The sequence below is a fragment of the Bacteroides sp. HF-4919 genome, assembly GCF_018860125.1.
In genome coordinates, this window is sequence record NZ_JAHKNF010000003.1 from 360,513 (window position 1) to 380,929 (window position 20,417).

Sequence of the window (20,417 nt, forward strand, 5' to 3'; positions counted from 1 at the left end):
CTTAATGATTAGAGGTTTGTGACTCGTGATTGACTGATATTGGCTTGATTTTCATGCCGTCACGCACTTTCATTAATGCCGTTGTGACGTATTGCTCTTTAGCCGAAAGCCCGCTTTTAATTTGACGTAACGTATCGTTAACCAGCTGTCCCGGCTCGATGTGGCGATAGCGCACAACATTCGAATCATTTACAATATATAGGTATTTTCCTAACTGGTCTGTTCCAATAGAGGCTTCTGGTACGAGCAATGCTTGCTTCGCTTCGGCATATGGCAATGTAATGCTGACGTATAGTCCGCTTTTCAGAACCCCTTTCGGATTATCGAGGTTGGCGCGTACGTTAAGTGTTCCTGTACCCAGGTCTACATTGGGCGATAAGTAATCCAGTGTAGCCGGATAGTTTTGTGTACCGTTTTCTCCCAAGCGTACGATAACATTTTTGGGAAGTTCTTTCTCCTTACCGGTTTGTGAAAGTAGCATGGATAGCCATTGGTTGTCTGCTACATTAAAGTAGGTATACATTCGGTCGTCTTTATAGATCGTGGCCAAAGTGACAGGTTGTCCGGCTCCGCTGATATAGCTTCCTACATCGTAAAGTGAGCGGCTGATTGTTCCATTGAAAGGAGCACGGATGTAGCAGTATCCCAGATTGGTACGTGCAGTATTCAGGGTGGCTTCAGCATTGCTAACAGCAGCGGTGGCTTCGGCAACGTTTGATTCTGCCTGTAAAACCTGTATACGACTGACTGCATCACTTTTCAAAGCTTCTTTCATTCGGGTATAGTTATTGCGGGCATATTCCAGTTGTGCAAGCGCAGTTTTCAATTGCGCTTCAGCCTGTGTTACATTATCTTTGTAGATAGTAGGTTCGATAACGAACAGGAGTTGCCCCTGCTTTACACGAGTCCCCGGTGTGAATGAGGCGGATTGCAGGGTGCCGTTGACCCGGGCTACCAGATTTACGGTTTGTTCGGTAGTCAGATATCCCGGATAATCTTTTGTCAGGGTAATGTTTTGTACGAGTGGATATGCCACACTGATTTCCGGAGTAGGCATCTCTCCTCTTCCGGCTTCTTTTTTTCCTTTACATCCGGTCATTACCAAAGGAAAGATGAGAAAAATATACATTAGTTTTTTCATTATGATAGGTCTTTATAGTTAATCATTTAGGTTTCCGGACCATCCGCCTCCCAGGGCTTGGTACATGGCTATCAGCTGGAGCAAGGAATATCCTCTTGCTTGGACCAGTTGGTTCTCATAACTGAGTAGCGAGCGTTGTGCATCCAGTACATTCTGGAATGGGGTTAATCCTTGTTTATAGAGTTCCAGTGAGAGTGTCAAGGTTTCTTGTCCTTGATTACGCACTTCGCGTAGAGCTACTATTTGCTTGATGGAGTTCCGGTAAGCATTCATGGCATTGTCTGTCTCTTGTACGGCAGTCAATACAGTCTGATTAAACTGGTTGATAGCTTCGTCTAATTGTGCTTTAGCCAGTTTGGTGGCATTTACCAATTGAGTCCCTTTAAAAAGTGTCCAGCTTAGTGCCGGTGCTATTTCATAGGTCATGCTCTTATGATGGGTCAGATCTTTCAGGTCCTTAGCAGTATAACCAAGCGAACCTTTTAGAAAAATCTGAGGCAGCCAGTCCGATTTGGATGCCCCCACTAAAGCCGCTTGAGCATTCACACTTCGTTCTGCACTACGGATGTCCGGACGACGAAGCAGTAAGTCGGCCGGAAGTCCTACTCCAATTGGTTCCATATAGTCAGGCAATATTCCTGGAGACTCTAATGTAGGACGTATCTCCTGAGGATAAGTGCCTAATAGTATAGCAAGGGTAGTAATGTATTGATTGATACCCGATTCAATTTGGGGGATAGAGGCTTTTGTGCTGAAAAACACAGATTTAGCTTGTGCTACGTCCAATTTAGAAACGAGTCCGGTATTGTATCTCACTTCTGTGATTTTCAACACGGCTTCCTGCGATGCGCAGTTCTTTTGTATTACTGCCAATTCTTGTTGCAGCTCCCGCAGGTTGATATATGCTGAAGCTACTTGGGCGCAGAGTGATACCATTGTACCGGTGTACTCTTCTTTGCTGGCAGCAAAGTTTTCTTTCTGAGCTTTTACACGGTTACGGATGCTTCCGAAGAGGTCTAATTCCCAACTCATATTCAGCGAGGCATCGTAATAATGCTGAGTGGATTGAGGCAATTCACTGGTATTGCCACTACTTTGTTGACGAGTCCATCCGGCATTCAGTCCGATCGTTGGAAAAAAGTTTCCACGTTCCATCCTCAGGTTGGCTTTTGCCATATTGATACGGTCAATAGCGGTCAGTATCGAGTAGTTTTGTTTGACCGCAACAGAAATAAGAGAATCGAGAACCGGATCCTGAAAAGCTTTCCACCATTGGTCATCCACCGGCAATACTTGCTGAAAAATTTGTGCATCTTCTTCCCATTCTTGTGGCAAAGGTTTGTCCAGATAGCGGTTCGTAGCCTGTGGAAAGGCTACGGACGAAAGAAACAGCAAGAACATGATATTTCCTATTCGTAGTTTCATAAGTTTAGGTTATTTAGAAATGAAAACATAACAACGAAAAGAAATATTTGTTTATCCTGTCTATAAGAGAATCACTATGCTTAAAGGGAATATACTTTCTTTATTGAAGAAACGGATATTAATGAATAAACCCGTAACTTTACTATGCTCACAATCGGGCTATAGTAAAATTACGGGTTTTAAATATAATGAATTCCGAACTTTTAAAATCGGACCATCAGAATATCAATGCAAGGCTTTATTCAGCTTTTCTTCTGATAGCTCTTTTGGTTGTAACGGGTGCTTCTTCTACTTTGTGCTCTATCTCCACACCTGCCAGTTCCGGGTCGATCATGATACGTCCGCAATATTCGCAAACGATAATTTTCTTACGTGAACGGATATCCAACTGTCTCTGAGGCGGAATTTTATTAAAACAACCACCGCATGCATCACGCTGTACGTAAACAATACCCAATCCGTTACGTGAATTCTTGCGGATACGTTTGAAAGACTGGAGTAAGCGCGGCTCTATTTTTGTTTCAAGATCTTTAGCTTTATCTCTCAATTTTTCTTCCTCTTGTTTAGTTTCCTCGATGATTTCGTCCAGTTCATTCTTTTTCTGGTCAAGGTCTTTCTGGCGTTCCTCCAGTGCTTTGGTATTTTTCTCTATTTCTTCAGATTTTTCCTGCTCTTCTGCAGTGAATTCTTTGATTCTTTTTTCGCAAAGCTCTATTTCCAGGGACTGGAATTCGATTTCTTTTGTCAGGAAGTCATATTCGCGGTTGTTACGAACATTGTCTTGCTGTGATTTATATTTCTCAACCGAAGCTTTGGCTGCTTCAATTTCCACTCTCTTACCGGCGATAGCTGATTTGAGTTCGTCTACTTCCGCCTTGATCTTATCGATACGTGTACTCAGACCGGCAATTTCGTCCTCAAGGTCTTGCACTTCCAATGGAAGTTCACCTCTTAACGTTTTAATTTCGTCAATTTTAGATAATGTTGTTTGCAGCTGAAACAAAGCTTTCAACTTTTGTTCCACTGTCAACTCTTTCGGTTCATTTTTAGCTTCTCTTGCCATTTTACTTATAAATATTTAATGGGATTCGTGTTAACCTTACTAAATTGGAGTGCAAAATTAGGAAATAAATCCCGTATTATGGAATAAAAAATTTCTTTTGTGTATTGTTCGCTTTCGTAATGTCCTATTTCTGCAAGTAAAATGTCTGTTTCACGACCAAAGTAGTCATGATATTTAATTTCACCTGTGATAAAAACATCAGCTCCGCTACCTATAGCTTGTGGAATAAGGAAAGCGCCTGCCCCTCCACAGAGGGCAACTTTCTGAATCAGGCGACCTGTTAGTTTGTTATGTTTCAAACACCCTACTTCAAATGTCTTCTTTATACGCTTCAGGAATTCAAGCTCCGATTCAGCTTCTTCCAGCTCTCCGATGATTCCTGCTCCGACCTGTGCCCAACTATTGTAAAGAGGATATAAGTCGTATGCCGGTTCTTCATAGGGATGTGTCAATAGTAACGTACGGATAACCTCTCTTTTCTTATATTCCGGCAGGATGGTTTCAATCCGTACTTCCGCTTCATGATGAAGTTCTCCTATATTTCCACAAAAAGGTTTACTTCCTTCCTGTGCACGGAAAGTTCCCTCGCCTTCTGTGTTGTAGCTGCATGAGTCATAGTCGCCTATATATCCACATCCGGCAGTGAATAAAGCATTACGGACCTCTTCGGCTTGTGCGGTCGGGACGAATGTGACTAACTTTATCAGACAGTTTTCTTTTGGTTCAAGTATGCGTACATCTTTTAATCCTATTTTCTCAGCTATTTTATAGTTCACTCCCCCCGGAGCATTGTCAAGATTGGTATGGGCCGAATAAATGACGATGTCGTTTTTGATTGCTTTTAAGATGCAACGTTCAACATAATCTTTACCGGTAATCGATTTATAACCTTTAAAAATAAGGGGATGATGGGATATAACAAGATTGCAGCCGGACGCGATAGCTTCGTCAAGCACAGCTTCGGTAACGTCAAGACACAACAAAGCCCCTGTTGTTTCCGCATCTGTCAGTCCGATTTGCAGGCCGGCATTATCAAATCCGTCTTGCAATGGCAGAGGCGTGAACCGTTCAAGGGCGCTTACAATTTCTTTAATTTTCATTATCAGTAGAAAATTTGTTGCAAAGATAAGAAAAAGCCAATACTTTACCTTGCTTTTATTGATTTTTTAATATATTTACCTCCAAATTTATAAAAGCACAAACCGATGAAGGCAATTCTATTATTATTTTTTTCTCTCTTTTTTATCATTTCATGTCAAGAGCATAAAGAAACTCCTATATCTGCTACTGAAGAGGAAAATGGATTGCAAGAAACAGTAGATAGCCTTTCCAAGGCAACGGCTATTTTCTGGATCGATAAATACCATATGAAAGAAATGAAAAAGGACGATGCTCTTTCTTTTCGTACGGCCAAGGCTAAAGTTATCATTCGGACTGATGGGACGATTGCCCTTCAGTCCTTTGTGGAAGTACAGCCTGCAAATGCACAACGATATATCCGTTACCGGCTGAAAGATTTCAAAGTTAAGAAGATACTGATGGACAATCGGTATATTAATCCTGGCGAGCAATATGTGCAACTTCGCTACATACCTGCACTTGCTAAGCGTGTCAAATAGTGATTTCTACAATATTTCCTTCAGGATCCAGGATTGCACTTTCGAAATAGCCGTCTCCTGTAGTCCGTGGCTCACTTGCGATCGTAAAGCCATCCTTGCGTAGACGTTCGGTGAGTTTCAATACAGCTTCTTTACTACCGGCAGAAAAGGAGAAATGGGCCAATCCGAGGCTATCTTTTAATGCCGGGGTAGTAATGTCTTGTCGTTGCATAATTTCCAGGGAAGCGAATCCTTGGTCAAAACTGACAAAATAAGATTCAAATCCCTTTTTAGGATTGATATACTTTTCATGGCTTGTTCCGTTGAAATAAGTAATATAGAAATTTTTTAGCTCTTCTAAATGGGTACTCCAGATAGCAATGTGACTGATGTGCATATTCTTTGTAGTATTGTTTAATTATTAATGTTCGCAAATATAGGCAAATATTGATAGTAATGATTTGATTTACATCAATAATCATATCGTTTCTTTATCATTTTGTTTTTCATTGCATATTTTTCATCGACTACCCGATCGGTTGGATAGAATGTGAATGCTATGCGCCAGCCGGATTGTTGATAAATGAATTTTCTTCCGTTGGCACCTTGAATTATCTTCGCATGCTTTTCTTTTAAAAAAAAATCTATTCCTTGGGGGAGAAATTCTCCAGTTTGCAGAAAATCTGTGGTAATGAAGAATCCCGGAATATGTATTTCGCTTATTAATTGTAAAACGGAGTCGGTTAGTGTCATGGTTACTTATTTAAGGGATTCTTTGGTTATTTGTAACATACGGCCGTATTCATCGAATGATTTACGGGAGGCCAGTGAGATGGTGATCATTAGTGATAGCATGGAAGCCGTAAAAGTAATGACCATAATCATCATTTGGTATTTGATGGCGACATTCGGGCTGCTTCCTCCCAGAATCTGTCCGATCATAGTACCTGGGAGTGCTACTAATCCCATTACTGAGATGTTGGCAATCAGTGGACTGAAGGATTTTATAATAGCTTGCCGTATAAATGGTGCCTGTGCTTCCTGGCGGGTGGCGCCATTGCCGAGCAGATAACAGTACAATTGTTGCTCCCGTTTCAATCCGCTGTAATATGTATTCAATGCAATGACATTGCTTGATAACATATTTCCCATTAAGATCCCGAAGATGGGGATAAAATATTGAGCGCTGAAGACGTTGTCCAGTTGCAATACAATGCCTATGAAATACATGCCAACCAGAACAACACTACACAGAAATCCAACGGATATAGGGATCAAAAGTACTTCACGTTTTAGCCCGGTGCGCATTAAGGCGGTTTGTCCGGCTACAAAAATCATGATGATAACCCAAAGAAAATTAATCCATGGATTGTTCCACAGGAACAGGTATTTGAGGTACATGCCTATTAGGAAGAGCTGTATAATCATGCGCCCCGTCCCTATCAGGGTGGCTTTCAGTAATCCGGTCTTGAATTTCCACAGGTAGAAAAGCGGGATTGCCAATAGTAGTAGTCCTACGAGTAGGTTGAAATAAGATATATCGATAGTTCCCATATAACTATAATGTGATTAGCTGGTTACATCCGTAGGCGAATGCCCGGTCATGTGAAACGGCAAGTATAGCTGTTCCTTTTGTTGTCTGGTTACGTAGAAAAGCTAAAACTTTATCTGTAGAACCGGAATCCAATGCAGATGTCGGTTCGTCTACAATAATCAAAGGCTTTTCCAGCATAGCTGCCGCTGCTATCATAATGCGTTGGCGTTGTCCACCGGATATTTCTCCTACCCGCTTCTGGTATAAGTCCTTGTCCAGGCCTAATTCATCAAAATAAGTGAAGAGTTTTTCTTCAGAAAAAGAGATATGTCGGTTGGCTTTTAGTGCAAAAGGTAGTGCTATCATTTCTTTTACCCACTCGGAGGGAAGCGCTAACTCTTGTGGAATCCAAGCTATATGTTGGCGTATAATATCAATGGTGGCAGGTTCAAGTAAAATATCCCCTACTTTGATTCGGCCTTTCCGTAAAGGAACGAATCCCATGATTGCGTTGAGCAGAGAAGTCTTTCCACGTCCGGATTCTCCTGTTATACAAGCTGTTTCGCCTTTTTTAAGCTGCATACAAAACTCAGAAAAAAGTATATCCTCCCCGAAAGCAATGCATGCATTGTCTATTTGTAACATTGTGTATCTTTAAATCTATCTTGCAAAGTTAGTGAAAATTCATAATATGTGCGGGATTTCTTTTATCTTTGTATCACTAATTAATGGACAAGATATGATACTGAACGAACGAGATAGTCGCCACGAGCATATATTGAATGTGGCACGGCAGATGATGACTGCTGCACGTACCGCCCCTAAAGGGAAAGGAATTGATATCATAGAAACTGCAGTTGTCATCGGTAAAGAAATACAGTTACTTTCGGACACATTGAAAGTTATGTTCGAAGAGATGGGAATGAAATTTTTCTTGCGGGATGCAGATAATATTCTCCAGGCTGAATGTATTCTGTTAATAGGTACACGGGAGCAAGCACAGGGACTGAATTGTGGGCATTGCGGTTATGCTACTTGTGCGGGGCGTGCCGAAGGTGTGCCTTGTGCATTGAATAGTATTGATGTGGGTATTGCTATTGGTTCGGCATGTGCTACAGCTGCTGATCTGCGGGTAGACACCCGTGTAATGTTTTCGGCCGGATTGGCTGCCCAACGTCTTGACTGGTTGAAGGGGTGTCGCCAAGTAATGGCTATTCCGGTTAGTGCTTCTTCCAAGAATCCATTTTTTGATCGTAAGTCTAATAAATAACATAGATAGCAAGTGGCATTCAAAGATGTATCCACTTGTTATCCGTATCCTATTCTTCAAAAAACTAAAATATAATGGGAATAATAGTCGGTCTTCCTACTTCAGGAGGTTCAGAGAAAGATTTGCAACTGAACTTTGGTTTAACTGTCGATGATCAGGTAGAGATGTTGGCTCCTTTTCTGCCTGCGGAATGGTTTTTGCAAAGTGGTGTGCAATTAACATGGCCGCATGCTGAAACAGACTGGGCTTATATGCTTTCTGAGGTTCAGGAATGTTTTATCAACATAGCTCGTGAAATTGCCAAACGTGAGCTTTTGCTTATTGTTACTCCCTGTCCGGAGGCGGTAAAGAATCAGATAGCCGGAATAGTGAATATGAACAATGTACGTTTTCTGGAGTGCGAAACGAATGACACTTGGGCACGTGATCATGGGACCATCACTCTGATGGATACGAATGGAGCATGTTTGCTGGACTTTACTTTCAATGGTTGGGGAAAAAAGTTCGAAGCCGGTTTAGATAATCAGATAACCCGTAAGGCTGTAGAGGCTGGAGTTCTGAAAGGGCAATATAAAGATTGTCTGGACTTTGTGCTTGAAGGTGGTTCTATTGAAAGTGATGGTATGGGGACATTGCTAACTACTTCCGAATGTTTATTGTCTCCGCATCGTAATGCACCGATGAACCGGGTTGACATAGAGGAACACCTTTGCAGAGTATTTCATTTGCAAAGGGTGTTGTGGTTGGATCATGGTTATCTGGCCGGAGATGATACGGATAGTCATATAGACACATTAGCCAGGTTTTGTTCTCCGGATACAATTGCATATGTGAAGTGTTCCGATCCCAAAGATGAACATTATGAGGAGCTTTATAAAATGGAAGAACAGTTGAAAACATTCCGTACGGCATCTGGTGATCCTTATCGTTTAATGGCATTACCTATGGCGGATAAAATAGAAGTATCTGGAGAAAGACTGCCTGCAACGTATGCTAATTTTCTGATTTTGAACGATTCTGTGCTCTATCCCACTTATAATCAGCCGGAAAATGATGAACTGGCAAGAACAGTGCTTCGTGAAGCTTTCCCGGCATATGAAGTGGTGGGCATTGATTGTCGTGCACTCATTAAACAACACGGGTCATTACATTGCGTAACAATGCAATATCCGATGGGAGTCATTAAATAATAAAATTTGAGTATGAGAAAAATAAAAGTAGGAATCATTCAACAGGCCAATACGTCAGATATTAGGATGAATCTGATGAATCTGGCTAAAAGCATTGAAGCTTGTGCCGCTCATGGCGCACAACTCGTCGTTCTTCAGGAACTTCATAATTCATTGTATTTTTGCCAAACTGAAAATACTGATCTATTTGAATTGGCGGAACCGATTCCGGGACCTTCTACAGGATTCTATTCCGAACTGGCGGCAACTAACCGGATAGTGCTTGTTACTTCTTTATTTGAGAAACGTGCTCCGGGATTATATCATAATACAGCCGTTGTTTTCGATCGGGATGGAAGCATTGCCGGTAAATATCGTAAAATGCATATACCTGATGATCCGGCTTATTACGAAAAGTTTTATTTTACTCCGGGAGATATTGGTTTTGAACCGATACAGACTTCTTTGGGTAAATTGGGAATATTGGTTTGCTGGGATCAATGGTATCCCGAAGCTGCCCGTCTGATGGCATTGAAAGGAGCTGAAATTTTGATTTATCCTACTGCCATCGGTTGGGAAAGTTCAGATACGGATGATGAAAAAGCCCGTCAGCTCAATGCTTGGATTATTTCTCAGCGCGCACATGCGGTGGCCAATGGACTTCCGGTGATTTCTGTAAATCGTGTAGGCCACGAAGCCGATCCGTCAGGGCAGACCAATGGTATTTTGTTTTGGGGGAATAGTTTTGTTGTTGGTCCTCAAGGTGAATATCTGGCGCAGGCAGGAAATGAACGTCCCGAAAATATAGTTGTTGAAGTAGATCTTGAACGCTCGGAAAATGTACGTCGCTGGTGGCCTTTCCTTCGTGACCGACGTATAGATGAATATGGTAACCTGACGAAACGTTTTATCGATTGAAGTCTTACGTTTCTGTAAATATAAAAAGTCCCGCAGAGTCTATAATCTGCGGGACTTTTTATTGAATATTTTAAAATAGTTTTTATCTAAATGTAAGTTTCTTATTGACGATGAAGTTTACTGTTCCGTAGATAAACAATCCCAGGAATTGTGCCAGATACTCATTTACATCCCCACATTCTACCAAAGTAACTAAAAAGAGGAACTGGGCGCTATATGCCAATCCGAAAGCTGAACAAAAGAATAATATCTGCTTCCAGATATTATTCTTTTTATTTTCAATCGGAAAGATCCAATATTTGCTCCAGATAAAATTATGTATCTGGGCTACTATGTACGCTGTAATGTTAGCCGGAATGTAATCGTATGACAATTCATCCATCATCAGCCAAATAACAAAGGCTGTGATTAATGCATTGAGCGTACCAATTACGGCAAATCGAAAAATGCGTACTGACTCTTTCACTTACTCCTTAATATCTACAATCAGATTCAGTTCTTCCAGTTGTGACGGATCAAGTGCTGCAGGAGCATCCAACATAACATCACGGCCTGAATTATTTTTCGGGAATGCAATGCAATCGCGGATTGAGTCGAGTCCGGCAAAAAGAGATACCCAACGGTCCAATCCGTAAGCCAAACCACCGTGAGGAGGCGCACCGAATTTGAAGGCATTCATCAAGAAACCAAATTGTTCTTGTGCACGTTCCGGAGTAAATCCGAGTAGTTCGAACATTTTATTCTGTAACTGGCTGTCGTGGATACGGATTGATCCTCCTCCTACTTCTACACCATTGATTACCATATCGTAAGCGTTGGCGCGTACAGCTGCAGGATCTGTATCCAACAGATGGATATCTTCCGGTTTGGGCGAAGTAAACGGATGGTGCATAGCCATTAGACGACCTTCTTCTTCACTCCATTCGAATAGTGGAAAGTCTACTACCCATAAGCACGCGAATGTGTTTTTATCACGTAATCCCAATTGATTACCCATTTCCAGACGCAGTTCGCAGAGTTGCTTACGAGTTTTCATGGCATCATCTCCTGATAAAATCAGAATTAAATCGCCTGGTTTAGCGCCAAAAGCTTCTTTCAATTGCTGTAATACTTCTTGCGTATAGAATTTATCTACACTTGATTTTACAGTACCGTCGGCTTCAATACGGGCGTATACCATGCCTTTTGCACCAATTTGCGGTTTTTTCACAAATTCAGTCAAGGCATCCAATTGTTTACGAGTATAGCTGGCTGCACCTTCGGCACAAATACCACCAATATATGCAGCATTATCAAATACAGAGAAACCGTGTCCTTTCAGGATATCCATTAATTCAACGAATTCCATACCGAAACGAATATCCGGTTTGTCGCTACCATACAGTTTCATTGCTTCACTCCAAGGCATGCGTGGGAATGGTTCTGTCAGTTCAATATTACGAATAACCTTAAACAGGTGTTTGGCCATTCCTTCAAATGTAACGATTACATCTTCTTGTTCTACGAAGCTCATTTCACAGTCTATTTGAGTGAACTCCGGCTGTCGGTCGGCACGCAGGTCTTCGTCACGGAAACATTTGGCAATCTGGAAATAACGATCGAAACCGGAAACCATCAACAATTGTTTCAAGGTCTGTGGAGATTGTGGCAATGCGTAGAATTGCCCCGGATTCATGCGGGAAGGTACAACAAAATCACGGGCTCCTTCCGGTGTTGAACCGATCAATACCGGAGTTTCTACTTCCAAAAAGCCCAGTTTATCAAGATAACTACGCACTTCTATTGTCATTTTATGACGTAACTCCAGATTTGAACGGACAGCGTTACGACGTAAGTCCAGATAACGGTATTTCATGCGGATATCGTCACCACCATCTGTGTTATCTTCAATGGTAAAAGGAGGAGTAATGGCTGAATTCAAGATATTCAGTTCCGAAACGATAATTTCAATATCACCGGTCGGAATATTTCCGTTCTTACTAAAGCGTTCGTTGACGGTTCCGACAATCTGAATAACGTATTCACGACCCAGCTTGTTGGCACGTTCGCAAAGCTCAGCGTCTATTTCTTCATTAAATACTAATTGAGTGATACCGTAGCGATCACGAAGGTCAACAAAAGTCATACCTCCCATTTTACGGCTGCGCTGTACCCATCCCGACAGCTTGACTTGTTTATTAACATCGGAGATTCTTAATTCTCCGCACGTGTGCGTTCTGAACATATTTAATATATTATTTTTATATTTTTGTTAAAGTAGTTTGCAAAAGTACATATTAATTCGGATTCTGTACTATTTCTAAAGGGCTATTTTTTAGTAAGCTTTTGTATCAGCTGCTTATTTTTTTTCAAAATAACTTTGTTTTTATGTGCTATGTCTTCTACGATGGCTTCATTCATCAGCTTGATACCATTCACATATTCTTGTGCTTTTTGCAGTACGTTGGAATTATCTTTTTTTTTATCGGTAGGTACAACGACTCGTAATCCTTTCTGAATCAGCTCTATCTTGATATCTTCATCAGCCTGCATCGGATCACCGTCAAAATGGACTACTCCCGGTGAACTGCGGTGGATGCACAATTTCTTGCAACGGAAGGTTTTAATTCGGCTGTTCTGGTCAATTGTTTTATTGAAGAGTTGGAAAGCCAGTGCCGGAACATCCAGCACGGTAAATGGTTCAAGAATGGTTACGTCTAACAAACCGTCTGTCAACGTAGCTTGTGGAGCTATATAAGCATTATTTCCATATTGTGAAGCATTGCCGCAAGCTATCAGGAAGGCTTTGTATCTGGAAGTACCGTCTTCTGTTTCCAGTTCATAGGTTTCTGGTTGATACTTCAGGCTTTCTTGCAGAGTTTTCTCCAGATAAGTCAGGAGTCCGCGTTTACCCGCATTGGCAAATTTCAGACTGACAAAAGCGTCAAATCCTACTCCACAGGTGCAAAAAAAGTCTGTACCATTTATTTTTCCGTAATCTATAATATCAACTAATCCATCATTCAAAATCTCAAGTGCTTTACGCGGATCCATCGAAATTTGAAGATGTCGTGCCAATCCGTTTCCGGAGCCGCAAGGAATGATGCCCAGTGCCGTATTAGTATGTACCAGCGAACGGGCAATCTCATTGATTGTTCCATCGCCTCCTACAGCCACTACTATATCTGTGTGGCTATCTGCCGCATCTGCTGCTATTTCGATTGCATGTCCGGCTCTTTCGGTATACACAATTTCCCAAGTATACTTATCCTTATCTATCTTCTCATCCAGTAGACTCAGAACAAGTTCCTTACTTTGTGTACCCGAAATTGGATTAACGATGAATATTATTTTTTTCTTATTTTCGATCATGCAAGTTGGTTCCATCATTTATATGTTGTGGTCGACAAAAGTAATATAAATATCTTAATTTTTGCCCTTTCCCAGCTTTCTAAAACTATAAAGAGTATATTTTTTCATAGAAAAAGAACAGCTAAAAACATATTTTGTTATCTTTGCCCCCTGTTTTAAACACTTGTTAAGGAAAAAGGATTTAGACTGTTATAAATAAGATAGTCAATAAGCGAATTATATAAATAACTATTCATGGGATTATTACAAGAGAAGTTAGCTAAATACGACCTCCCTCAGCAGATAAAGGCTAAAGGCGTATATCCATACTTTCGTTGTATCGAAAGTGAACAGAACACAGAGGTGATAATGAGTGGCAGAAAGGTGTTAATGTTTGGCTCGAACTCATACTTAGGCCTGACTAATCATCCGAAAGTAATTGAGGCTGCTGTTGAAGCTACCCGCAAATACGGTACGGGTTGTGCCGGATCGCGTTTTCTGAACGGTACACTTGACCTTCATCTTCAATTGGAGAAAGAACTGGCCGAATTTGTTGGTAAAGAAGATGCTATCATTTATTCCACAGGATTTCAGGTAAATTTGGGTGTAGTTTCGTGTGTGACAGGTCGTGAAGATTATGTGATCTGTGACGAACTTGACCACGCTTCTATTGTTGAAGGGCGTCGCCTCTCTTTTTCTACCATCCTTAAGTTTAAGCACAACGACATGGAATCTCTTGAGAAAGAGTTGCAGAAGTGTCGTCCGGATGCAGTGAAACTGATTGTAGTAGATGGAGTATTCAGTATGGAAGGTGATATAGCCAATTTGCCTGAGATCGTTCGTTTGTCTAAGAAATATGATGCCAATATCATGGTAGACGAAGCACACGGCTTGGGAGTTCTGGGCAATAACGGACGTGGTACTTGTGATCATTTCGGGTTGACTAAAGAAGTGGATCTTATCATGGGTACATTCAGTAAGTCATTGGCTGCTATCGGTGGTTTTATAGCTGCTGATGAATCCATTATTAATTATTTGCGTCATAATTCCCGTTCGTATATCTTCAGTGCAAGTAATACGCCTGCTGCCACTGCCGCTGCTCGTGCCGCACTCCAGATTATGAAAAACGAACCAGAACGCATCGAACACTTATGGGACATTACCAATTACTCTTTAAAGTGTTTCCGTGAGCTTGGTTTCGAAATCGGGCACACCTCCACTCCTATTATTCCGCTATATGTACGTGATATGGAGAAGACATTTATGGTAACCAAAATGTTATTTGACGAGGGCGTATTTGTAAATCCGGTAGTTCCTCCCGCATGTTCTCCGAATGATACGTTGATTCGTTTCTCATTAATGGCTACACATTCCAAAGAACAGATTGACTTTGCTATCGGTAAGTTGGTGAAATGTTTCAAGGCACTTGATCTTTTATAAATAAGATAAGGAATAAATATACGAAAGGGATTATGTTGTTTGACATAATCCCTTTTTCATTTAAGGCTCCTTTGTTTCCATTTATAGTTTACGTTATCAATATCCTTATCCTTATCAGGGGTATCCCATGACATTATCTATTCTTTAATTGCATCTATTGGATTGGACTTTGCAACCCGCCAACTGTTAAAGCTAACAGTGCATATTGTCATGACTAAAGTTATCAATAGAGGAAGAATAAAAACTTTCAATCCAATGGGGGCTCTATAAGCGAATTGCTCTATCCAGTGCAACATTAGTGTATATACAATGGGAGTTGCGATGATAAATGCAATTAAGATATAACATAAGAATGGACGATTAAGTAACCAAACGATTTGCCAGGTGGAAGCACCGTTCACTTTACGAATTCCTATCTCCCGAGTGCGTTGTTCGGATGCGTACCATGCTATGCCGAACAGACCAAAAGCTGTCAAGAATAAGCTTATGATTGAGTATACCAATAATAATTGAGAGAAATTAGTTACTTCTTGATTGAATGACAAGTATTTCATGTACAAATCTGTACCGGTAAAAGAACGATTAGGGAAATGTGTCTCCCATAGTTGTCGTATCTTTTGTAAGGTTTCAACTCGTTGGTCCGGATCGATCTTTAAAGATATATAATAACATTGGTTCTCGGGGACTTCTTGCAAGATCATTTGCAATGGGGCTACCGGTTGATTAAAAGAGGTCAGTTTAAAGTCTTTGATTACTCCTACAATAATAGCTCCTTGCTGAGTATTATTCTTGTTGTATTTGTTCAGTGGCTGACTAATGGGGTCTTCTCCTGCGGGTACAAAATGATGTTGGAAGGATTCATTGACAATAACCGGTATAGCGGTTTGGGCTATTAGTTCTTTAGTACGTTCCGGATGAAGTAAAGTCATGTCATATAGTTCCTGAAACTTCGGGCTTTCATTGTACAAATTAACCATGACCAGTGTTTCTTCCTCTCCTTCCTGGTTCACAGGTACTGCCATGCTCCAGGGTTCAAAAATGTTCCCGCGGGTAGTAATCGCACTTTTTATTCCAGGTAGACTTTTTAAATCATTATATATTGGGAGTAATGATAGTTGCTGTCCATCTCCAAGTTCAATTATATTTTCATAACGCTTTCCTTCATTCTCTATCATATTTAATTGTGAACGTATAATTAAGAAAGTTGTCATTAAGGCAATAGATATTATGAACTGGAGTATAATCAGTATAGAGACTATGCGCCTCTTTTTTTTACCAATAAAGAACAGGCGGTAATTACTTTCTGATAGAGAATACATCTTCCTGCTCATGTAAAGTGCGGGAATGACAGATAAGATTATAATAAACAAAGCTAATAATGGCAATACCTTCCCCGAAAATATGAAACCGAATGTTAAATGCGCTGCTACAAGAGAGTTGAATGCCGGTAAAAGATCATTTATCAACAGTACAGACAGCAAGAACGCAAGCATGACAGTCAGAAAAGTATCGGCAAATAGTTGCTTGTGTATATATTGACGGGTAGCTCCCATTAATGTTTCTACATGGAGCATTCTAACCTGTTTCAGCAATCGTGAAAAACTAAGATTGACATAATTAAAACAGGCTATGGATAATATTAACAAAGCAGATAACAGCCCTATGCTGAGTAATGTAATTTCTCTATGTTCCATAGTTTGGGAAGTATCAGAGAGGTCTGTATTGAAATAAGAATCTTGCAGACCTAACAACTGATAATTTCCTTTTCCCATCAAAGTAGGCAGTCCTGTTTCTTCAAATCGTTGACGAAATGAGGCTGACTGGACTTCTTTTTTCAGGAGAATCATACAAGAGCTTCCCTGTTCGGGATCTGACAACGAGGTAAGGATATCAGCTTGTAACATGGCTTGTGGATAATGTCTGAATACCGCAGTTACTTGTACCGTATAAATGGTATCGGGCAATTCCAGTGTAATCGTACGATTTTCATAATTCTCATTTCCAAAATAAAGACGAGCTAATTTCTCGCTGATGGCTACTTGACCGGGGTGAGATAATACTTCAGGCAAATTACCATATACTGTTTCAAAAGGGAAAAAATGAAGTAGTGAACTATCTGCTTTAACTATTGTTTGTTTGTCGAATTTTTCATTTCCGACCCGAATACCTGACGTTTGAAGTTCATTCATTCGCAGATAACTTTCAATTTCCGGGAATTGGGATACAATGTCCGGAACACTGCCTCCATAAACAAAGGTCCCTTGTTTTTGCTTTTGCATAACCGGAACATTTTGTGTTAGCCGGAAAATATCTTCTTTTCTTGGATTGGAAGATTCTATAGTGTACTCATAAGTAACGAATGATATCAGCAAGATAGTGCATGTAATGCCAATCGCTAAGCTCAATAAGGAGATGGAGGCGAATAGTTTATTTCGCCACCAACTCCTTAAAATAAGTTTCAGTATAACCGGATATTGCATTCTGTTTAAAGTTAAATACTTACTTCTGTTACTACCTGACCATCAAACAGATTAATCACTCGGTCAGCAAATCCTGCATCATGTTGGGAGTGTGTCACCATGACGATGGTAGTTCCTTCTTTATTAAGTTCATTCAGCAGTCCCATCACTTCTTTACCATTCTTGGAGTCAAGGTTACCGGTAGGTTCATCGGCAAGAATCAACTTCGGATTAGCAACGACTGCACGTGCTATGGCAACACGTTGTTGCTGACCTCCTGAGAGTTGTTGGGGGAAATGTTTGCTGCGGTGAGTGATGGCCATGCGTTCCATTGCTTTTTCCACCCGTTGTTTACGTTCAGAAGCGGGAATACCCATGTAAAGTAATGGCAGTTCAATATTCTCGTATACATTCAGCTCGTCGATCAGATTGAAACTCTGGAATACGAAACCGATAACTCCTTTGCGGAGATTGGTACGTTGCGATTCCGTATACTTGGATACTTCTTTCCCATTCAGGTAATATTCGCCTCCTGTAGGATTATCAAGCAGACCTAAAATATTGAGCAAAGTGGATTTTCCGCAACCGGATGGTCCCATAATGGCTACAAACTCGCCTTCTTTCACTTCTACACTGACATTGTTTAACGCCCAGGTTTCTACTTCTTCGGTTTTGAAAATTTTCTGTAAGTTTACTGTTTTAATCATAATGGTAATTTTTTATTGGTTTATATTATTCATTTTTAATGATATCGGCCGGGTTGAGGTGCATCACTCTGTATATTTTGTATGCCGTTGTTACAAAGATAAGCAAACCTATTACAATGAACAGGTAAATGCCCCAGGCAAATCCGCTGACACTGCTGATTGGAGAACTTTTGGTCATATCAATGATCAGTAGCCGTAACAATGGATAAGTGATCATATAGGCCAGTATGAATTGGATGATGTAGACTCTTCCAAACATGAAAGCGATCACTTTAGGTGTAGCACCGTTAATTTTACGAATGGCTACTTCTTTTTGCCGACTAACGGTATCCATGGAGATTGCAGAATACACACTTAACACCACAAGCAATATACTAATGATAGCAAGTAACAGTGAAATATCACCCATCATGTCCCTAATTCCCTGAGTCGTACTTTTTCTTACGTCCAAGGGCTCTATGTCTAATGCCAGTGATTCTGGTACATAGTTACGGCATACCTTCTCTATTTGTGCTTTCGCTTTAGAAAAGGCAATGTCATTTCGAAAACGAATGTATATGACTGATATTTCTTTGGTGGGGAAAAATACGGATATGTGGTATTGGTTATATTCGGAAAGATTTTCTCCGTAGCAGGCTTTATAGGTTCCTAAAATCCGGTAGCTCTCCTCTCCTAATTTCACGTTTCCGCTGATAGAATCTTTGTCCAGTTGTTGCCGGAAGGCTTCGCTGATATAGACCACTTTACTTGCATCGGCATCAACAGTTTCCCCTTGAAATGGAATCCGGAAGAACTGGAAATAGCTGGGATCACCTTGCCGGACATTGATGGTAAGTGTACGATGATCCGCAGACTCATAGCTGCTGGTCAAGAAAGAGTTGAATGAGCCGGTCATCAAAGCTGCGCTTGTTTCTTCCACTCCGGGTAACATCTTTATTTGTGAGAGGATAGCATCTTTGTTTTTATAGAGTGTAACGCTATTCATTTGAAGGCAGAAAGTACGGCCTGTTTCTTGGTCGGATAAAGGAAGGTATAGACGGTTATCCTCCTTATTGAATAAATGAACGGCAATGGCTGTTCCCAAGAAGAAAATACACACACATAGTTGTATGCACATCATGATATTGCGGAAAATATGTTTATGACTTTTCCCCGTAATATTGCTTGCAAGTCCGGATCTTTGAAGTCGTCTGACTGGAAAGAGAATAATGATTGCACAAATTATGAGTAAACCTAAATATACTTGGAATTGGATAGAGTATAACGTTTGTATATCTATTGGAATCATTTCTTTTGGCGGAATGTAATATACAAGAAGACCACTTACACATTCAGACAATACCAACGAAAGAAGTAAAGAGAAGGTAAGCATCCAGAAAACTTCCGTAAACAATAGTCCGAACAAACTTCGGGCAGTTGCTCCCATACTTTTGCGCAATGCCAGTTCACGGTTTCGGTTATAGAAAGATTGTATGATAAACTTTAAAAAGTTAATCATGCCTGATAACAAAATTAAGGAAGATAAGAAAGTGATGAATGCCATAGCAATGAGGCGTTGTGGCTCTTGATATGAATCGGCTTCTTTGGAGGCAACAAGATATGTCATTTCTCCACGATGCAGAAAAGGGACTCCTTTTAAGCTTTCATTTGCTTTATCAAGTCCGTCAGGAGTGTCTAACACTCCTTCCATAATAAATCCATTTTGCTGGGCATCGTCTCTGCGATAAGAGAAATAGATATCGGCTTGTACACGAAGTACTTTCGGCAACTCTTTTACTACGTTAACGACTTTGTAATAAATGTCTTTTTTCTTTTCTTCTTCTTTGAATTGTACTATTTTCAGCAGAGTACCGACCGGATTCTTTTCTCCATAAACTTTGCGGGCACAACTTTCGGATAACACAACCTCGTCAGGTTCAACAGGAAGTGTATTCCCGTATAAGAATGACGCTTGATAATGCGGGAAGAAGTTGGGGTCTGTACTTATATAAGATACAATATAGGGCTTTTCCTCCTGTTCTTGATTGATAAAGACGACTTCAGCTTGACTTTCAAAGGATCGGCAGCTGAGCTGTTTGATTCCGGGTATAGGATGATCTGTTAATGTTTTGATTTGGGAAGGGGTGAGAAACCATCCCCATGCCCTGTCTTCCTTATTGTTGGGGTTCATGATCCGGAGTCCGATTCTCTGTTCAAAATTGGGCAGACGACGAGTGGCGCCATCTATTTCACTAATGTAGAAATGTACAATACAGAAACAGGTCATACCTACCGAAAGGCAAATGGCTGAGATCAAGCAGTGAGTCTTGTACTTCAAGAGACTGCGAATGGCTATTTTTAAATGATGTAGTATCATAATGGTG

19 protein-coding genes are annotated in these 20,417 nt (G+C 40.7%); 5 read left to right on the forward strand and 14 right to left on the reverse strand.

Annotation, left to right across the window (positions count from 1 at the left end; translation table 11 throughout):
• Window position 1: 1 nt before the first annotated feature.
• The 4 genes from KO473_RS07635 to KO473_RS07650 all read right to left on the reverse strand — a co-directional run bounded on the left by KO473_RS07635 (window position 2) and on the right by KO473_RS07650 (window position 4,729).
• Complete coding sequence (locus KO473_RS07635) at window positions 2-1,141, reverse strand: efflux RND transporter periplasmic adaptor subunit (RefSeq protein ID WP_005820339.1); 1,140 nt, start codon at window positions 1,139-1,141, stop codon at window positions 2-4.
• Between the two features lie 18 nt (window positions 1,142-1,159).
• Complete coding sequence (locus tag KO473_RS07640) at window positions 1,160-2,566, reverse strand: efflux transporter outer membrane subunit (protein WP_005806235.1); 1,407 nt, start codon at window positions 2,564-2,566, stop codon at window positions 1,160-1,162.
• 238 nt (window positions 2,567-2,804) lie between these two features.
• Window positions 2,805-3,629: a zinc ribbon domain-containing protein gene (locus KO473_RS07645; RefSeq protein ID WP_005777840.1), complete on the reverse strand. Its 825-nt coding sequence runs from the start codon at window positions 3,627-3,629 to the stop codon at window positions 2,805-2,807.
• A gap of 5 nt (window positions 3,630-3,634) precedes the next feature.
• Entirely contained in the window at window positions 3,635-4,729 is a 1,095-nt protein-coding gene (locus KO473_RS07650; protein ID WP_122130580.1) for a Nif3-like dinuclear metal center hexameric protein, read from the reverse strand.
• A gap of 105 nt (window positions 4,730-4,834) precedes the next feature.
• Between KO473_RS07650 and KO473_RS07655 the strand changes: the two genes are divergently transcribed.
• Window positions 4,835-5,248, forward strand: a complete 414-nt coding sequence (locus tag KO473_RS07655; protein ID WP_122130581.1) for a DUF4891 domain-containing protein — start codon at window positions 4,835-4,837, stop codon at window positions 5,246-5,248.
• Here the strand turns inward: KO473_RS07655 and KO473_RS07660 are convergent.
• The 4 genes from KO473_RS07660 to KO473_RS07670 all read right to left on the reverse strand — a co-directional run bounded on the left by KO473_RS07660 (window position 5,241) and on the right by KO473_RS07670 (window position 7,406).
• Window positions 5,241-5,624: a VOC family protein gene (locus KO473_RS07660; protein WP_005777837.1), complete on the reverse strand. Its 384-nt coding sequence runs from the start codon at window positions 5,622-5,624 to the stop codon at window positions 5,241-5,243. The two genes, KO473_RS07655 and KO473_RS07660, sit on opposite strands and share 8 nt — an antisense overlap.
• 74 nt (window positions 5,625-5,698) lie before the next feature.
• Window positions 5,699-5,980, reverse strand: coding sequence for a hypothetical protein (locus tag KO473_RS23390; RefSeq protein ID WP_005777836.1), 282 nt, complete (start codon window positions 5,978-5,980; stop codon window positions 5,699-5,701).
• 6 nt (window positions 5,981-5,986) lie between these two features.
• On the reverse strand, window positions 5,987-6,781 hold the full coding sequence (locus tag KO473_RS07665) for an ABC transporter permease (protein ID WP_005777835.1): 795 nt from the start codon (window positions 6,779-6,781) through the stop codon (window positions 5,987-5,989).
• A gap of 4 nt (window positions 6,782-6,785) precedes the next feature.
• Window positions 6,786-7,406 carry an ATP-binding cassette domain-containing protein gene (locus KO473_RS07670; protein WP_005820328.1) on the reverse strand — a complete coding sequence of 207 codons (621 nt, stop codon included), beginning with the start codon at window positions 7,404-7,406 and terminating at the stop codon, window positions 6,786-6,788.
• A 94-nt stretch (window positions 7,407-7,500) separates the two neighbouring features.
• Here KO473_RS07670 and KO473_RS07675 point away from each other — a divergent pair, with 94 nt between their 5' ends.
• The 3 genes from KO473_RS07675 (at window position 7,501) to KO473_RS07685 (ending at window position 10,118) form a co-directional block, all read left to right on the forward strand.
• Window positions 7,501-8,031: a ferredoxin domain-containing protein gene (locus KO473_RS07675; protein ID WP_005820326.1), complete on the forward strand. Its 531-nt coding sequence runs from the start codon at window positions 7,501-7,503 to the stop codon at window positions 8,029-8,031.
• 74 nt (window positions 8,032-8,105) lie between these two features.
• On the forward strand, window positions 8,106-9,221 hold the full coding sequence (locus KO473_RS07680; RefSeq protein ID WP_005777832.1) for an agmatine deiminase family protein: 1,116 nt from the start codon (window positions 8,106-8,108) through the stop codon (window positions 9,219-9,221).
• 12 nt (window positions 9,222-9,233) lie between these two features.
• A complete protein-coding gene (locus tag KO473_RS07685) occupies window positions 9,234-10,118 on the forward strand; it encodes a carbon-nitrogen hydrolase (RefSeq protein ID WP_005777831.1) in 885 nt (294 codons plus the stop codon).
• Between the two features lie 82 nt (window positions 10,119-10,200).
• Here the strand turns inward: KO473_RS07685 and KO473_RS07690 are convergent, their stop codons facing one another.
• The 3 genes from KO473_RS07690 to KO473_RS07700 form a co-directional block, all read right to left on the reverse strand.
• Entirely contained in the window at window positions 10,201-10,584 is a 384-nt protein-coding gene (locus tag KO473_RS07690) for a GtrA family protein (protein ID WP_005777830.1), read from the reverse strand.
• Window positions 10,585-12,342 (reverse strand): aspartate--tRNA ligase, encoded by a 1,758-nt coding sequence (gene aspS / locus KO473_RS07695; protein ID WP_005777829.1) that lies wholly within the window; start codon window positions 12,340-12,342, stop codon window positions 10,585-10,587.
• An 83-nt stretch (window positions 12,343-12,425) separates the two neighbouring features.
• Window positions 12,426-13,484: a diacylglycerol kinase family protein gene (locus tag KO473_RS07700; protein ID WP_005806223.1), complete on the reverse strand. Its 1,059-nt coding sequence runs from the start codon at window positions 13,482-13,484 to the stop codon at window positions 12,426-12,428.
• 219 nt (window positions 13,485-13,703) lie between these two features.
• Here KO473_RS07700 and KO473_RS07705 point away from each other — a divergent pair, with 219 nt between their 5' ends.
• Window positions 13,704-14,888 carry an aminotransferase class I/II-fold pyridoxal phosphate-dependent enzyme gene (locus KO473_RS07705; RefSeq protein ID WP_005777827.1) on the forward strand — a complete coding sequence of 395 codons (1,185 nt, stop codon included), beginning with the start codon at window positions 13,704-13,706 and terminating at the stop codon, window positions 14,886-14,888.
• A gap of 137 nt (window positions 14,889-15,025) precedes the next feature.
• On the opposite strand, the gene KO473_RS07710 is transcribed toward KO473_RS07705, so the two are convergent.
• From KO473_RS07710 to KO473_RS07720, 3 genes are read right to left on the reverse strand one after another with little or no spacing between them, the layout of a single operon-like run.
• On the reverse strand, window positions 15,026-17,368 hold the full coding sequence (locus KO473_RS07710) for an ABC transporter permease (protein WP_005806221.1): 2,343 nt from the start codon (window positions 17,366-17,368) through the stop codon (window positions 15,026-15,028).
• A gap of 11 nt (window positions 17,369-17,379) precedes the next feature.
• Complete coding sequence (locus KO473_RS07715; protein ID WP_005777825.1) at window positions 17,380-18,054, reverse strand: ABC transporter ATP-binding protein; 675 nt, start codon at window positions 18,052-18,054, stop codon at window positions 17,380-17,382.
• Window positions 18,055-18,079: 25 nt separating this feature from the next.
• Window positions 18,080-20,410 (reverse strand): ABC transporter permease, encoded by a 2,331-nt coding sequence (locus KO473_RS07720; protein WP_032544121.1) that lies wholly within the window; start codon window positions 20,408-20,410, stop codon window positions 18,080-18,082.
• Window positions 20,411-20,417 lie beyond the last annotated feature (7 nt).

Excerpts from the sequence above, each read along its gene's own strand:
- KO473_RS07705 (WP_005777827.1), top strand. The coding sequence starts at position 13,704 with ATGGGATTATTACAAGAGAAGTTAGCTAAATACGACCTCCCTCAGCAG.
- KO473_RS23390 (WP_005777836.1), bottom strand. The coding sequence starts at position 5,980 with ATGACACTAACCGACTCCGTTTTACAATTAATAAGCGAAATACATATT.
- KO473_RS07660 (WP_005777837.1), bottom strand. The coding sequence starts at position 5,624 with ATGCACATCAGTCACATTGCTATCTGGAGTACCCATTTAGAAGAGCTA.
- KO473_RS07645 (WP_005777840.1), bottom strand. The coding sequence starts at position 3,629 with ATGGCAAGAGAAGCTAAAAATGAACCGAAAGAGTTGACAGTGGAACAA.
- KO473_RS07635 (WP_005820339.1), bottom strand. The coding sequence starts at position 1,141 with ATGAAAAAACTAATGTATATTTTTCTCATCTTTCCTTTGGTAATGACC.
- KO473_RS07640 (WP_005806235.1), bottom strand. The coding sequence starts at position 2,566 with ATGAAACTACGAATAGGAAATATCATGTTCTTGCTGTTTCTTTCGTCC.
- KO473_RS07650 (WP_122130580.1), bottom strand. The coding sequence starts at position 4,729 with ATGAAAATTAAAGAAATTGTAAGCGCCCTTGAACGGTTCACGCCTCTG.
- KO473_RS07715 (WP_005777825.1), bottom strand. The coding sequence starts at position 18,054 with ATGATTAAAACAGTAAACTTACAGAAAATTTTCAAAACCGAAGAAGTA.
- KO473_RS07720 (WP_032544121.1), bottom strand. The coding sequence starts at position 20,410 with ATGATACTACATCATTTAAAAATAGCCATTCGCAGTCTCTTGAAGTAC.
- KO473_RS07700 (WP_005806223.1), bottom strand. The coding sequence starts at position 13,484 with ATGGAACCAACTTGCATGATCGAAAATAAGAAAAAAATAATATTCATC.
- KO473_RS07655 (WP_122130581.1), top strand. The coding sequence starts at position 4,835 with ATGAAGGCAATTCTATTATTATTTTTTTCTCTCTTTTTTATCATTTCA.
- KO473_RS07665 (WP_005777835.1), bottom strand. The coding sequence starts at position 6,781 with ATGGGAACTATCGATATATCTTATTTCAACCTACTCGTAGGACTACTA.
- KO473_RS07710 (WP_005806221.1), bottom strand. The coding sequence starts at position 17,368 with ATGCAATATCCGGTTATACTGAAACTTATTTTAAGGAGTTGGTGGCGA.
- KO473_RS07680 (WP_005777832.1), top strand. The coding sequence starts at position 8,106 with ATGGGAATAATAGTCGGTCTTCCTACTTCAGGAGGTTCAGAGAAAGAT.
- KO473_RS07675 (WP_005820326.1), top strand. The coding sequence starts at position 7,501 with ATGATACTGAACGAACGAGATAGTCGCCACGAGCATATATTGAATGTG.
- KO473_RS07670 (WP_005820328.1), bottom strand. The coding sequence starts at position 7,406 with ATGTTACAAATAGACAATGCATGCATTGCTTTCGGGGAGGATATACTT.
- aspS (WP_005777829.1), bottom strand. The coding sequence starts at position 12,342 with ATGTTCAGAACGCACACGTGCGGAGAATTAAGAATCTCCGATGTTAAT.
- KO473_RS07685 (WP_005777831.1), top strand. The coding sequence starts at position 9,234 with ATGAGAAAAATAAAAGTAGGAATCATTCAACAGGCCAATACGTCAGAT.